At 45.3% G+C, this 12,991-nt stretch carries 17 protein-coding genes and 1 pseudogene; 12 read left to right on the top strand and 6 right to left on the bottom strand.

Annotated features, from left to right (window positions below; translation table 11 throughout):
• Window positions 1-7 precede the first annotated feature (7 nt).
• The 8 genes from MKX80_RS11690 to MKX80_RS11655 all read left to right on the top strand — a co-directional run bounded on the left by MKX80_RS11690 (window position 8) and on the right by MKX80_RS11655 (window position 7,620).
• Window positions 8-559, top strand: a complete 552-nt coding sequence (locus MKX80_RS11690) for a GNAT family protein (RefSeq protein WP_154999426.1) — start codon at window positions 8-10, stop codon at window positions 557-559.
• A 41-nt stretch (window positions 560-600) separates the two neighbouring features.
• Window positions 601-1,698, top strand: coding sequence for a 3-oxoacyl-[acyl-carrier-protein] synthase III C-terminal domain-containing protein (locus tag MKX80_RS11685; protein WP_234111905.1), 1,098 nt, complete (start codon window positions 601-603; stop codon window positions 1,696-1,698).
• A 7-nt stretch (window positions 1,699-1,705) separates the two neighbouring features.
• The gene (locus tag MKX80_RS11680) at window positions 1,706-2,209 is read left to right on the top strand and encodes an isoprenylcysteine carboxylmethyltransferase family protein (protein ID WP_234111904.1); all 504 of its coding nucleotides are present in this window, start codon (window positions 1,706-1,708) and stop codon (window positions 2,207-2,209) included.
• Window positions 2,210-2,272: 63 nt separating this feature from the next.
• Complete coding sequence (gene fbpC / locus MKX80_RS11675; RefSeq protein ID WP_003182857.1) at window positions 2,273-2,368, top strand: Fur-regulated basic protein FbpC; 96 nt, start codon at window positions 2,273-2,275, stop codon at window positions 2,366-2,368.
• 145 nt (window positions 2,369-2,513) lie between these two features.
• Window positions 2,514-6,077 carry a dynamin family protein gene (locus MKX80_RS11670; RefSeq protein ID WP_234111903.1) on the top strand — a complete coding sequence of 1,188 codons (3,564 nt, stop codon included), beginning with the start codon at window positions 2,514-2,516 and terminating at the stop codon, window positions 6,075-6,077.
• Between the two features lie 73 nt (window positions 6,078-6,150).
• On the top strand, window positions 6,151-6,420 hold the full coding sequence (locus tag MKX80_RS11665) for a YpbS family protein (RefSeq protein ID WP_154999422.1): 270 nt from the start codon (window positions 6,151-6,153) through the stop codon (window positions 6,418-6,420).
• A gap of 78 nt (window positions 6,421-6,498) precedes the next feature.
• Window positions 6,499-6,648 carry a hypothetical protein gene (locus tag MKX80_RS11660; protein WP_003182852.1) on the top strand — a complete coding sequence of 50 codons (150 nt, stop codon included), beginning with the start codon at window positions 6,499-6,501 and terminating at the stop codon, window positions 6,646-6,648.
• An 81-nt stretch (window positions 6,649-6,729) separates the two neighbouring features.
• Entirely contained in the window at window positions 6,730-7,620 is an 891-nt protein-coding gene (locus MKX80_RS11655; RefSeq protein WP_268294197.1) for a 5'-3' exonuclease, read from the top strand.
• 10 nt (window positions 7,621-7,630) lie between these two features.
• Here MKX80_RS11655 and sspL read toward each other — a convergent pair whose 3' ends face one another.
• The 3 genes from sspL to MKX80_RS11640 are packed head-to-tail and all read right to left on the bottom strand — an operon-like array spanning window position 7,631 to window position 8,909.
• On the bottom strand, window positions 7,631-7,777 hold the full coding sequence (sspL, locus tag MKX80_RS11650) for a small, acid-soluble spore protein L (protein ID WP_003182847.1): 147 nt from the start codon (window positions 7,775-7,777) through the stop codon (window positions 7,631-7,633).
• Between the two features lie 42 nt (window positions 7,778-7,819).
• Complete coding sequence (locus MKX80_RS11645; protein WP_268300326.1) at window positions 7,820-8,218, bottom strand: reverse transcriptase-like protein; 399 nt, start codon at window positions 8,216-8,218, stop codon at window positions 7,820-7,822.
• Complete coding sequence (locus MKX80_RS11640) at window positions 8,208-8,909, bottom strand: queuosine precursor transporter (RefSeq protein ID WP_154999419.1); 702 nt, start codon at window positions 8,907-8,909, stop codon at window positions 8,208-8,210. The genes MKX80_RS11645 and MKX80_RS11640 overlap by 11 nt, the downstream gene beginning before the upstream one ends.
• 75 nt (window positions 8,910-8,984) lie before the next feature.
• Here MKX80_RS11640 and MKX80_RS11635 point away from each other — a divergent pair.
• Window positions 8,985-9,666: pseudogene (locus tag MKX80_RS11635) on the top strand (reverse transcriptase-like protein).
• Window positions 9,659-9,844, top strand: coding sequence for a zinc-finger domain-containing protein (locus MKX80_RS11630; RefSeq protein ID WP_003182841.1), 186 nt, complete (start codon window positions 9,659-9,661; stop codon window positions 9,842-9,844). The pseudogene MKX80_RS11635 and the gene MKX80_RS11630 overlap by 8 nt, the downstream one beginning before the upstream one ends.
• An 82-nt stretch (window positions 9,845-9,926) precedes the next feature.
• Here MKX80_RS11630 and MKX80_RS11625 read toward each other — a convergent pair whose 3' ends face one another.
• A complete protein-coding gene (locus MKX80_RS11625; RefSeq protein WP_216928527.1) occupies window positions 9,927-10,193 on the bottom strand; it encodes a DUF2564 family protein in 267 nt (88 codons plus the stop codon).
• Window positions 10,194-10,352: 159 nt separating this feature from the next.
• Here MKX80_RS11625 and MKX80_RS11620 point away from each other — a divergent pair, with 159 nt between their 5' ends.
• Entirely contained in the window at window positions 10,353-10,535 is a 183-nt protein-coding gene (locus tag MKX80_RS11620) for a hypothetical protein (protein WP_003182837.1), read from the top strand.
• A gap of 55 nt (window positions 10,536-10,590) precedes the next feature.
• Here MKX80_RS11620 and cspD read toward each other — a convergent pair whose 3' ends face one another.
• Window positions 10,591-10,791 (bottom strand): cold-shock protein CspD, encoded by a 201-nt coding sequence (gene cspD, locus MKX80_RS11615; RefSeq protein WP_003230776.1) that lies wholly within the window; start codon window positions 10,789-10,791, stop codon window positions 10,591-10,593.
• Window positions 10,792-11,075: 284 nt separating this feature from the next.
• Between cspD and MKX80_RS11610 the strand changes: the two genes are divergently transcribed.
• Window positions 11,076-11,765, top strand: coding sequence for an AIM24 family protein (locus MKX80_RS11610; RefSeq protein WP_154999416.1), 690 nt, complete (start codon window positions 11,076-11,078; stop codon window positions 11,763-11,765).
• 54 nt (window positions 11,766-11,819) lie between these two features.
• On the opposite strand, the gene MKX80_RS11605 is transcribed toward MKX80_RS11610, so the two are convergent.
• A complete protein-coding gene (locus MKX80_RS11605; protein WP_182070483.1) occupies window positions 11,820-12,971 on the bottom strand; it encodes a diglucosyl diacylglycerol synthase in 1,152 nt (383 codons plus the stop codon).
• Between the last annotated feature and the right edge of the window lie 20 nt (window positions 12,972-12,991).

The following is a 12,991-nucleotide window of genomic DNA, read 5'->3' as shown; positions in this document are numbered from 1 at the left end:
GTAATCAATGGAAACTGTGAATGAGCTTGTCGAACGCATCAGTACGAAAGACGGCGGTGAAGCTGTCATCCGTCCCGTCAAAATGGAGGATGCGCCTGAAATCATTGAAGCGGTGAAAGATGTGATTCAAACGGGTGTTTACATCCAAAAAGAACAGCCGCGCACACTTGAGGAAGAGCGTCAATTCATCAGCGATATGATGGAAAAAGACAACATGTATGCGGCGATTGAAATCGATGGTAAGGTGTACGGAATTGCCCGGGTCATTCGCGGCGAACTCAAAATGAAGCGGCACACGGGGCTGTTCAGAACTTGGCTCCACAGCAAGGCGCAGGGGCTTGGGATCGGCAGGGAAATCATGTCCTACACTCTGAACTGGTGCAGGCTGCATCGTCTGCATAAGCTTTGCCTGACCGTATTTTCCGCAAATAAAGCAGCGCTGTCGCTCTATGAGAAAAGCGGCTTTATCATTGAAGGGGTTCAAAAGGAACAGGTTTTGACGGACGGGAAATATGAAGATGAAGTGCTGATGGCCTATTTTTTCGAGAGGTCCACATAAGGCCGCGCGATTCGGGAGACGCTGTAAATAGAGGTGGTGTTATGGCCTATGTCATTTCGGCGGGGACAAGCATTCCCCGCTGCCATGTCGATCAGAAGGAAGCAGCCGTTTTTGCGAAGGAGATGTTCAAAGATTCATTTAAAGACATTGACCGTCTGCTGGCAGCTTTTCAAAATGGAGAAATCTCTTCAAGACAATTTGTCATGCCTTTGGATTGGTATAAAGAAGCCAAGAGCTTCAAGGAAAAAAATCATGCGTACATTGATATGGCTGTCAGACACAGTGCTGAAGCCGTTTCGAATTGCCTGTCAGACGAACGGTTTTTGAAAAAAGAAATCCCTCTCGAAAAAATTGAAGCGATTTTTTTTATTTCTTCTACAGGTATTTCGACTCCCAGCATTGAAGCGAGGCTCATGAACATTCTGCCTTTTTCAAAACGGACGAAGCGGATTCCGATTTGGGGGCTCGGCTGTGCAGGAGGGGCTTCAGGTATAGCGCGGGCATTCGAATACTGCAAAGCTTTTCCGGAAGCCCATGTCCTTGTGATCGCGGCGGAACTGTGCAGTTTAACATTTCAAAAGGATGATCAATCGAAAAGCAACCTTATCGGCACATCTTTATTTGGCGATGGAATCGCCGCACTCTTAATGTGCGGCAAGGAAGCGGATATTTCATCAGCCAGATTGGAAGTTCTTCCGGAAGTATTGAGCTCACAATCTGCCATCTTGGAAGATTCTGAAGATGTCATGGGCTGGGAAATCAATGACAACGGTTTTCGAGTCGTCTTCTCCAGAGACATTCCGACATTGATCAAAACACATTTAAAGAACGATGTCGAAGCATTCCTCCATAAGGAACAGATCGCTTTGGAGAACATCCAAGTATTTCTGGCCCACCCGGGCGGAAAAAAAGTTCTCGACGCTTATATTGAAAGCCTCGGCTTTTCTGAAGCGCACATCGACTGTTCACGAAAAATTTTAGCCAGGCACGGCAATATGTCATCGGCCACTGTGATGTATGTTTTAAAAGAATATTGCTTGCATCGCAGTCCCGTGCCGGAAAAATACGGTCTCTTAGGGGCACTCGGTCCGGGCTTTTCATCGGAGCTGCTGCTCTTGAGATGGACAAAAAGAGAGTGACTGACACATGTTTTGGACGATCTTAAGCATTTTTGCTGCCCAGCGCCTGCTTGAGCTGGCAGTCGCAAAGTTCAATGAAAAAAACGCTTTGAAAGAGGGAGCGGTCGAATACGGGAAACGCCATTACCCTTACATCGTCGCGCTGCATGTTTTATTTTTCGGATCTTTGATTTGGGAAACGATCGCTTTCCAACGCGGACCCCTTCCGATGGCGTTTGTCGTAGTAACAGGCCTCATCTTCACTCAGGCCCTCCGGTATTGGGCGCTCTTTTCACTGGGGAGATGCTGGAACACGAAAATCCTTGTCATTCCTGGAACGAACCTTGTCCGAAAGGGGCCCTATCAATGGTTCAAACATCCGAATTATGTGGCGGTGGCTCTTGAATTTCTGCTTTTGCCCTTGCTTTTCCAGGCATATGCCACCGCACTTTTATTTACGGTGCTCAACGCTGCTGTCATGTACATCCGCATTCGTACAGAAGAACAGGCATTAGAAAAATTACACCATTGAAAATGATTATCATTTCATTTATAATGATGATAAACATTCTCATTATAGGATGGTGAGTCGCGTATGACGATGTTTTTTTTACTGGCGGCCGTCAGTACATACAGTTTATTGATCGGATATGTTTTAAAAGGAATCGCTGGAGCGAATCCGCAAAAATAAATAGATACACGTGCTGAAGCTGCCGAAACCGGCAGCTTTTTCTCGTTTTTTTCTTTCAGATTGTGAAGAAAAATACAGCAAGGTTGTGTAAAATGGGAGAAAGGGCTAAGATGGCAAACAACAACGCATAAAAGGGGTAGGAAACATGGCACAAATAAACACGAAAGACGATCTGATGAAAAGAGCCGGAGCGGTTTTCGGGGAGCTCAGGAAAAACGGGGATGACAAGCGGTCGGCGCAGCTTGCGGGAATCATCCGAAAGTGGCTGAGAAAAGAAGTGTACATCGCGTTAACCGGACATTATTCAGCAGGAAAATCATCGCTCCTGAACGCGCTGCTTCAGGAAGACGTCCTGCCGACAAGTCCGATACCGACGAGCGCCAACCTCGTGCTGGTCCGCCGGGGAGAAATGAAAACAACACTCCATACGATCGATGGAAGGTACGCAGAGATGGATGGCTCTTATGATAAAGAAAAAGTGCAGGCGTACTGCAGGGACGGCAGCCAGATTGAAATGGTGGAAATCGAGGGGCCTTTTTCTGGAATTGCGCCTCAGGCTGTCTTAATCGACACGCCCGGAATTGATTCTACGGACGATGCCCATTTTCTATCGGCGTCTTCGATTCTTCACCAGGCAGATGCCTTGTTTTATGTCGTGCATTACAATCATGTCCATTCCGAAGAAAATGTGAAATTTCTTCGATCAATAAAAGATAAGATACCCAATATTTTTTTCATCGTGAATCAGATTGACCGCCATGACGAAGCAGAAACAGGCTTCCATGACTATAAAAAACAAGTGCTCGATATGCTGCTGAAAGAAGGGATCAATGAAGATCATCTCTTTTTTACATCGGTCACTGCAGCCGATCATCCGCTGAACGAATTCAACCGGCTTCGCGCTGCGCTGGAAAGGCTGCAGCATCAATCCGAACAGCAGCTAAAGGTATACACGGAGCAAAAAATCAGCAGCCTGATTCACGAACATATCAAAATGCTGATCAGTGACGAAGATACGGCTCTGTCGGAAGAAACCGCTTCCTTAAGAGAAAACGTCGAGACTTTAAAAGCACAGCTTGCCGATTTGGCAGAACAGGAAAAACGGGCGGAGGAACACATTAAAAAAGACATCCAAACGATTGCCCAAAACGCAAATATAACGCCGTTTGAGATGAGAGAGCTGGCCAAATCGTATTTGGAATCAATCGAAAAGGGCTTTAAAAAAGGATTTCTATTCAGTAAGGCCAAAACGCTTGAAGAAAAACAAAAACGAAAAGAAGCTTTTCTTGCCGATGTCCAAAAAAGGGTTCAAGCCGAAATCGATTGGCATGTCATTGAAGCAATCAAGGCATTCATGAACCGCTTTAACGTCCAGAGTGATGAAATGCTTCGGGAAGTTCTTCAATTTCGGACGATGATCGATGAAAAGGAACTGCTTCGTTCCCAGAAAAAAGGGGCTGAGCTTACACCGGAATACGTGCTGAACTATACGAAAGAACTGGCTGAAAACATCAGAAGAAAGGCGAAGAGACAAGCACAGCCGCTTATCGACCAGCTCAAAACCTTCATCAAAGAAAGAAGCGACCTGCAGGCGGAAGCGATGAAAGCCGAATATGAAGCGGAACAAGCGAAGCTCGCCGAGCGCGAAAGCCGGTTGATCGAGCAGCAGAAGTCATATGAAAAAGCAAACCGTCTCTGGGATCAATGGGAACACGGCAATTTGAACGAGCTGCCAGCGAATTGGTATGCCGCCGAAAAAAAGCCTCTTGAAAAACCGCTTGATGCGGGACGGGCGGAACCGGTCCGTGCGCAAGGGGAGAACAGCAGCCGTAAAGACGAGGCGCTCCATCCGAAAAAGGGCGTTTCTGCTTATATTGAGCACTTTTTCGAACTTGCCCGGTTTTTGGCGGATATCCCGGTTTTGGAAAAGCAGCGAAAAGCATTCCTGAACAAAACGGAGCGCCTTCATACAAGGCGGTTTACCCTCGCGCTCTTCGGCGCATTCAGTTCCGGCAAATCGTCTTTTGCAAATGCGCTTTGCGGGAGGAAAGTGTTGCCGTCATCTCCGACGCCGACAACGGCAACGATTAATAAAATAACCAAACCGTCGGGAACCAAAAGGGACGGGACAGCAGAAGTCGCTTTTAAAACGGAAGGGGAAATCACAGCGGAACTGGATCAGCTTTTGGATGGGAAAATGGCTGCGACAAAAGGCTCCGTTTTTGGCGAAAAACTTGGAAACCTCTTGAAAAAAAGAGAACTGCACGATGATGAACGGCTGCTGATCAGGAACTTCCTCAAGGCTTATGAGCGCTATGGTTCATATATCAACGATCAGGAAATCCTGACGATTTCCGCTGACGATCTGCATCCGTATGTCGCTGAAGAACAAACGGCCTGTGCCGTCCGCGAAGTCACCGTTTATTTGAGCACGCCGGTCACGGAGAAAGGAATTACGATCGTCGACACACCGGGCGCCAGCAGCATGAATAAACGGCATACAGAACTTGCGTTTCAATACATGAAAGATGCCGATGCCCTGCTTTACCTAACATACTACCAGCATGCATTTTCCAAAGCGGACCGGTCGTTTTTGCGCAAGCTCGGGCTCATTAAAGACGCTTTCAGCATGGATAAAATGTTTTTTATTTTAAATGCGGCTGACCTCGCGGAAAGCCCGGTCGAATTACAGACGGTTGAAGACTATGTAAGGGGAGAGCTCTTGAAAGAAGGCATTCAAAATCCGCACTTGTACCATGTATCGAGCAAACAGGAGCTCAGCCAAAAAGCTTCGCCGTACAACGACTTCAGCAGATTAAAGCGTGAGCTTGACGATTTTATCGAACACGGTTTGGCCAGAACAGCTGTCGAAGAACTGCTTGATGAAGGCAAAAAACTGTGTGAAACCGTCTTTCAGCTCCGCCGTTCACTGCACCGGTCCGCTGAAGAAAAGGAAGCGGAGCAAAAGCGGATCGCCAAAGCTTATCAAGAGGCATTGGCTGCCATTGAAGAAGCAGAGAAGGGATCAACAATCCTTCAAATGACGGAAAAGGATGTGGAAGAGCAATTTTACCACATGAGGCAGCGCCTGGCCTTTTATGCACACGATTTATTTAAAGCTGCGATACATCCCGGGCTTCAGAACGGAGATTGGCGCGCCAATCTGCAAACGGCTTTGAAAAGCTGCTTAAAAGAGTATGAATTCGAATTTTTGCAGGAACTAAAAGCGCTTGATATCAGAATGGAAAACATGATGCTAAAATTTGCCGGCGAACAGTGGGCAAATGCCGTAAAAGAGCGGCTTGCCGGTAATTCTTATTTTTCGGTTCATATCCAAGCTGAACGGCCTGAGAACGACAATTGGGAAACGGCTGAAGCGTCAGCGGATGAAGGGGAGTTTACAGATGAACTGAAAATGTTCAAAACGCCTAAAACGTTTTTTCAGCAAAATGGCAAAGCCCGGCTTGTCGAGGCGTTTACTGCAAAGCTTTCGGCTATCACGGACAAATGGATTCAACGTGAAAAGCAGACATTTTTAAACCGCTGCAAAACGAGCGCCGGACAATTACAGAAAGCGGCTGTCATGTCCGCAAAAGCTCAACTCGAAGAACAAAAAGAAGCATATTTTCATGAGCCGTTGGAAAGCGCAGAGCGTGAAAATATTGAAAAAGCGCATGCCTTGGCAGGCGAATGGCTCCGCTCATGTTGAATCAGATTGATATGGGTCTGGATATCTGGCTGGCAGGCATGATAGACTGAATAAAAAAGAAGGGAATTAGACGATGACAAACGTTCATGAAGCTATTACAGCACATTCGAAAAAACAGCACCAGCATATCAAGCAGTTCGTGCGTCTCGAACAGGAGAGGGAAAAAGCGATCGATGAAGCGGTCGATAAGTGCCGGCGAAACGAAGCATTTTCAACCGACCTCATCAACCACATTACAGTGCAGATGAACGAATTGGCCAAAAAAGGAATCGTTCCCACAAGACGGCTCGTTTCGAAAGAAATGGTCGCCGAATACGTCAGCCGAAAATATCCACAGGCCTAGCTGGTGGATCCTTCCGCGTGTGGTGTCATGTTTTTTTGCAAAACATAAACCTGACCCGCCCGCTGGAGGTGAAGTGTAATGGGAAGAACAAAGCTTGGCAACGCTAATGCACAGCGGAACAACAACGCTAAAAAGAAGAACGGCTTTAACACTGAATTTGCGACTGAATCCTATTCGCAAATGGAAGCCGCAAAATTAATTTCAAGCAAAAAACAGCACCAAAAATAGAAACAGCGTCGCTAGACGCTGTTTTCATCATTTTTGCTCCTGTGGTACAATAAGTGCATTGTATGATGAAAGGAAGTTTCCATAATGAACAAGAAGCTGCTGCTTATAGACGGGATGGCTTTATTATTCCGGTCTTTTTTTGCGACTGCGGTGCACCGCAATTTTATGCTGAATGACAAAGGCGTACCGACAAACGGGGTTCACGGCTTTTTAAAACACCTGTTAACCGCGGTGTCTGCGTTTGAACCGAGCCATATCGTCTGCTGTTGGGACATGGGAAGCAAAACGTACCGCAACGATTTATTTAAGGACTATAAAGCGAACCGGAGCGAGCCGCCTCTAGAATTGATTCCGCAATTTGACATGGCAAAGGAAGCGGCGGAAGAGCTCGGGATTTTAAATATCGGCCTTGCGGGCTATGAAGCCGATGACTGCATCGGCACGCTGTCAGCGATGTTCAGCAAAGAAGCGGAGATCACGATCGTCACCGGTGATAAAGATTTGCTTCAGCTTTTAACAGTCAATGTTAAAGTTGCTCTGCTTCAAAAAGGAATCGGCAATTATAAAGTATACACGGAAGAATCATTCAGTGAAGAGACCGGTGTCGAACCGAAGGCTTTGATTGACATCAAAGCGCTGATGGGTGATACAAGCGATAATTACCCGGGGGTAAAAGGCATCGGCGAAAAAACGGCCTACAAGCTGATCAAGGAATATTCAACTGTTGACCGGCTGCTGGAAAACATCGGTCAGTTGACGAAGGGCCAGCAGACGAAAATAACCGAATGTCTTGAAGACCTGAAGCTGTCCAGAATCCTTGCAGAAATCAAATGCGATGTACCGCTTTCCTGCTCATTGGACGATGCGGACTTCACCTTGATGCATGACAGGGCGAAGGAGATGCTGAGACTTCATCAAATACGGGGAATCGAACCGCTGCTGATGAAATTCGAAAAAAGAGAGATCGGATAAACCGATCTCTCTAATGTTTTGTATTGCTTTTTTTCGCCCGATTTTCAAGCTCAGTTTTTGGGTCTGTATGCCGATTATCCCGGTTCAATACAATATCTCCCTGGGGCGTGACACCGCCTGTCAGGCGGCCTCTTCCTGCTGAATGCTGTTTTTCCACATGAACCACCTCACTCGTTATGATGTGCAGCGGGAATGGATTTTACTCGGGGGCGTTCAGCAATATCGCTTTTTTCGCAAGCTTGTCAGCCGCCTGATTTGACTTCGAAGGAATCCACTTGATAAAAAATAAATCAAAATCCTTTTTTAAGCGGATGATTTCATCCAGATAAGGCTTAAAATCTTGATTTTTGACAAACTCCGAATCCGCCGTGCGCTCGACGATCTGCGAATCGGTCCGAAACGAAACGATCCGGTAGTTTCGTTCGGCGCACAGCTTCATTCCTTCGATCAGCGCCTTGAATTCTGCTTCATGGTTGCTCAGTGGGCCGGCGGGAAGGGAGAAGGACTCAGTCTTCTGACCGTCTTTGATGAAAATGCCAAGTCCGGACGGTCCGGGATCACCGGCGCTTGCCCCGTCGATATAGACCTCAACCGGCATTGTTTTCGCTCCTTTCATCCAAAGGGGTGATTCTTTTAGCCGCATAAGCGTACGGTGCTGCGAAAACAGCGACAACGAATTTCAAGACGTATGTCGTGATAAAAATCTGAATCCATACATCCAGCGGATAAGCGCCCATAAACGCGACGCTTGTAAAAATCAACGTATCGAGCAGCTGGCTTAGGGCTGTACTGCCGCTGTTGCGAAGCCATAGTGCCCGATCGGAAGGAAATAACCTTCTGATTCCCGAATATACATAAACATCAAGCGTTTGGCTGATGATATAGGCGAGCAGGCTGCCGAGCGCCACGCGGGGCAAGAAGCCGAAGATCGTCTCCAGCGCAGGCTGTGCGATGTCTTCAGGATGCGGCTTGAATAGGAGCGCTCCCTGCATGACGAGCGTCAAGGTAATCAGAATGAAAAAACCGATTGAAACGGCTTTTTTCGCTTCTTCCTTTCCGTATCTTTCATTGATGACGTCGGTCGCAAAAAATACGCTTCCGTACAGGATGTTGCCGAGTGTCGCAGTCAAACCGAACAGCTCGACCGTTTTGACCACCTCTATATTGGCGGCGGCTGTCGCAAAACCGATCCAGACAAATAAACCGGTTTTGCCAAATCGTTTAAAAAAGAAGAGAACAATGATAAAATTAATGATCGCAAAACTAATCCATAATAATTCGTTAAACAAGAACGGGTACTTCCTTTCTGAATAAACTGTTTTGATTATAGCATAACAAGCCATAATTTGAATAAAGGTGATTTTGTGAAACTGAGAGCAGGCATGAAAATTAAGATTAAAGGGTCTTCACCCATTCATTTTACAGCTGATGAATGGATCGAGGTGAAAGAGGCAGTGGCGTCCGGGCGTCAGCTTACTCAAAGTCCGTATGTCACTGAACTCGAGTTCGAAGATGAGAAGGGCAGCTTTTGGACCCTGAAAGAGCTGGAAAAGCTGAAAGAAGAACTTGCGGCTGAACCGGATGAGATCACCGTGTATTTTGACGGCAGCTATGATAAAGAAAGTCAGCTCGCCGGTTTAGGCATTGTGATATATTACTCCCTCGGCGGGGAGCGGTATCGATTGAGAAAGAACAAGAGCTTTCGGCTGACAACGAATAACGAGGCGGAATATGCGGCTCTCTCCGAAGCCGTTAAAGAGCTTAGAGATCTCGGGGCAAGCAGGAACTCCGTCGTCATTAAAGGAGATTCGCTTGTCGTGCTGAACCAGCTCGAAGGAAACTGGCCATGCTATGATCCTGTTCATTCGAAATGGCTGGACAGAATTGAAAGCCAGCTTCAAAAATTAAAACTCACGCCTACCTATATTCAAATCAGCCGCAAAGACAACAAGGAAGCGGATCAGCTCGCAAAAAAAATGCTTGAGCATACCATTGTGGAAAGCAAAATCAAACTAGATGAATAACGGAGATGAACGTTTTGGATAAGAAAGAGATCTTTAAGGAACTGACACATTTGCAGGACACATACTGTGAAGGGTGCTTCATCAAAAAACACTTCAGAAAAGAATACGGAAAAACGTATGCCCACGCATTTTGCATTTCAAAATGTACGGTCGGAGAAAAGCTCCGCACCTATGGAGACGTGCTGACAAACAAAAATTGATCCCTTAAAATTCCCCAATAGGCCATCATCCATGAAAACCGGGTTTTCGGGCCACGCTAAAAAACCGCTGAACGCGGTTTTTTTAATGCTGTGATTCGTCAAGCTGGTGCTGGCAATCATTTAATATGTTGAGCTGTTCGTTTAAAAAGGCTTCATCCAGTGCTGATAATTCCTCAGCCTGTGACAGCTGTCTGGCATCTTCAATGGATTGATACGCCGATTTCAGCAAAGTGGAGCTTTTTTGCCTCGTTGCCATTCCCGTCGTTTTTTGGGCTGTTTCTACGGCTATTTCAAGCTGCTTGCGCTGATTAAATCCCGTTTCGAGATCATCGCGATGTTCTGATGTCATGATCATACACCTCCGACAAGTATTTTTTCTAAAAAAGGCATTTTTATGTGTAAAATAGAAAAAATAAAGTAAAATTAATCCGATATAACTATTGAACCTAAAATATATAAGTCTTTATTACTAATTTAGGTAATCATAAAAAAAGGAGTCTGAGGAACAGTGGAAAGCAATGAACTGCAAACCGTTCTTCACAAGACATTTGTGGAGGTATATAAAGATCTTGAACAGCTCGTTGATATTGCGAAAAAGGGGCGTCCATCTCTCGAGAAGAACATTGAGGAAATCGAGCAAAGGCTGAAGCAAAATATACTGGCGATCGAAATTCAGCTGAAAATTAAATAGGAGAGGCAAAAAATGCCTCTCCTCTTATTTGAAGTCTCAATTTGTTCTGATTTTGTTAAAGCTTTACAACGTTAGATGCTTGAGGTCCACGATTACCTTCAACAATTTCGAAAGAAACTTCTTGTCCTTCTTCTAGAGATTTGTATCCGTCACCTTCGATTGCAGTGAAATGAACGAACACATCGTCTCCGCCTTCAACTTCGATGAAGCCGAAGCCTTTTTCATTGTTAAACCATTTTACTTTACCGTTTTGCATATTGCTTAATCCTCCTAGTACTGTAGCACAATGTGCTAAAAAAAATTTTCATCATTTAACGGTGTTCTGCTAAATGATGGTTTCACTATACACTATCTATGGAGGCTTCGTCAAGCTGTCAAGAGAAAAAAATGAACTTTAATGCTTTTTTAAGGAATTTCTTTGAAATCGTTTTCAATTTATGGTTATTCATCATCATTTTTCGCAAAGCGGATGAAACATTTTAAGCGTCAGTCCGTATATAATAAAACCAATATCAGGAATGTGAACAGGAGTGTTAATAGATGAGCCGTTATTCGGTTGATGAGTTTGTATCCAAAACCCAGCAGGAAGACAAAGGGGAGGGGCTGTTTGAAATGGAAACGCCCCGTCTCCTGGAAGTCAATCTTGACGGAAAAGTGTGGGCAAAGGCCGGTTCGATGGTTTCCTACAGAGGAAGAGTCAAATTTAAGCGTGAAGGGGTATTTGAACACGGAATTGGACGGATGATGAAAAAAGTGTTCAGCGGTGAAGGGGCTGCACTGATGAAAGCGGAAGGAAATGGAAAGGTGTACCTTGCGGATCAAGGAAAGAAGATATCCATTTTAAACTTAAATGAAGACTCCATATTTGTGAATGGGCACGATCTGCTCGCATTTGAGCCGTCGATTCATTGGGACATCAAACTGATGAAAAGAATTTCCGGCATGCTTGCCGGCGGACTGTTTAACATTAAGCTTGAGGGAACAGGAATGGCTGCAATCACAAGCCATTATGAGCCACTCACTTTGATCGTAACCCCGGAAAGCCCCGTCTATACCGATCCAAACGCAACGGTTGCCTGGTCTGGAAGCCTGCAGCCCGAATTTGTGACAGATGTCTCTTTTAAGACGTTCATCGGCAGGGGAAGCGGGGAATCGATCCAAATGAAGTTTTCAGGGAACGGGTTTGTCGTTGTGCAGCCGTTTGAAGAAGTTTATTACTCGGAATCTTAATATCAAACAAAAAAACACTTGCAGAGCAAGTGTTTTTTTCTGAATCGAACTTTTTTAGGACAGCGCCCGGACAGTCTGTTTTTTGTTCATGATGATTTCAGACTGCTCGATAATGTCCGTCAGGATGACTTCTGATGAATTGGATAAATGCAGACTTTTAATGTTTTTCTTCATTTCGTTTAATTTTTTCTCATCAGCCAACAGGGAAGAGACTGATTCAAGAATCTCCTCATGCCTGTTGACGACGATGGCAGCCCCTCTGTCTTCGAAGAACAGGGCATTTTCCTTTTCCTGCCCGGGAACAGGCTTGTAAAGGATGACGGGAACGCCGATTGCCGTGGCCTCTGTCAAGGTAATTCCGCCCGGCTTTGTGATCATGCAGTCAGCCACCCTGAACAGCTCGTCAATTCTTTCGATATAGCCGAGCGTTTTCAGCTTGTTTGGATAAAGGGTTTCAATTTCTTCCAATGAGGATTTCAGCATCGTATTTTTTCCGCACACAACGACGACTTGAACATCTTCTTCCGTCACCAGAGATTCGCACAGTTCTTTTACGTTTTTAAGAACCCCGTGTGCGCCTGCCATGATCAGCAATATCTTCTTGTCGGGAGACAGCTGATACTTCTCGTAGATCTTATCTTTGTCCATTTCTTCTTCAAACTGCCTGCGGATCGGAATGCCCGTAATCTTGACGTTGCTCGGGTGAGTGCCGATTTCGAGCAGTTTTTCTTTCACGTAATCAGTTGCTACGTAATATTTATCAATATGTTCGTGGACCCAAATTTTATGAAGACAGAAATCCGTCATGACGTTAAAAGTCGGAATGACTTTTCCCACTCTCCGTCTGTATTCGGGCACGACAATCATTGGAAACGTATTGATGATGATATCTGGCTGATGTTTTTTAACCAGTTGGTCCAGCCGTTTATTTCCCATTTTGAAATAAATATTAAACTTTCTTTTATTGTAAATTTTATCGACCCCATAGTAGAAAAGGCGATAAAACTGTTTACCGATTGAGAAGCTTTTCAGGTAGAGATACTGAGTGATCTCTGACACAATCGGATTTGATTCTTGATACAAATTCGAAACAGTTACATTCTTAAAACCGAGCCGTTCGCACTCTTGGTAGAGCGTTTTGGCTACTTGAACATGGCCATTTCCGTAATTTGCAGTCAAAATTAATATATTTTTATTGGTATTCAAGCATATTCACCTCAATTAAT

The sequence above is a fragment of the Bacillus sp. FSL K6-0972 genome (assembly GCF_037976035.1).
GTDB classification, from domain to species: Bacteria; Bacillota; Bacilli; order Bacillales; family Bacillaceae; genus Bacillus; species Bacillus haynesii.
The sequence above is the reverse complement of the archived record's forward strand: the minus strand, read 5'-3'. Positions and strand labels throughout refer to the sequence as shown.

Bases quoted from the DNA above. Each gene is read 5' to 3' on its own strand.
- MKX80_RS11690 (WP_154999426.1), top strand. From the start codon at position 8: ATGGAAACTGTGAATGAGCTTGTCGAACGCATCAGTACGAAAGACGGC.
- MKX80_RS11685 (WP_234111905.1), top strand. From the start codon at position 601: ATGGCCTATGTCATTTCGGCGGGGACAAGCATTCCCCGCTGCCATGTC.
- MKX80_RS11680 (WP_234111904.1), top strand. From the start codon at position 1,706: ATGTTTTGGACGATCTTAAGCATTTTTGCTGCCCAGCGCCTGCTTGAG.
- fbpC (WP_003182857.1), top strand. From the start codon at position 2,273: ATGACGATGTTTTTTTTACTGGCGGCCGTCAGTACATACAGTTTATTG.
- MKX80_RS11670 (WP_234111903.1), top strand. From the start codon at position 2,514: ATGGCACAAATAAACACGAAAGACGATCTGATGAAAAGAGCCGGAGCG.
- MKX80_RS11665 (WP_154999422.1), top strand. From the start codon at position 6,151: ATGACAAACGTTCATGAAGCTATTACAGCACATTCGAAAAAACAGCAC.
- MKX80_RS11660 (WP_003182852.1), top strand. From the start codon at position 6,499: ATGGGAAGAACAAAGCTTGGCAACGCTAATGCACAGCGGAACAACAAC.
- MKX80_RS11645 (WP_268300326.1), bottom strand. From the start codon at position 8,218: ATGCCGGTTGAGGTCTATATCGACGGGGCAAGCGCCGGTGATCCCGGA.
- MKX80_RS11625 (WP_216928527.1), bottom strand. From the start codon at position 10,193: ATGACATCAGAACATCGCGATGATCTCGAAACGGGATTTAATCAGCGC.
- cspD (WP_003230776.1), bottom strand. From the start codon at position 10,791: ATGCAAAACGGTAAAGTAAAATGGTTTAACAATGAAAAAGGCTTCGGC.
- MKX80_RS11610 (WP_154999416.1), top strand. From the start codon at position 11,076: ATGAGCCGTTATTCGGTTGATGAGTTTGTATCCAAAACCCAGCAGGAA.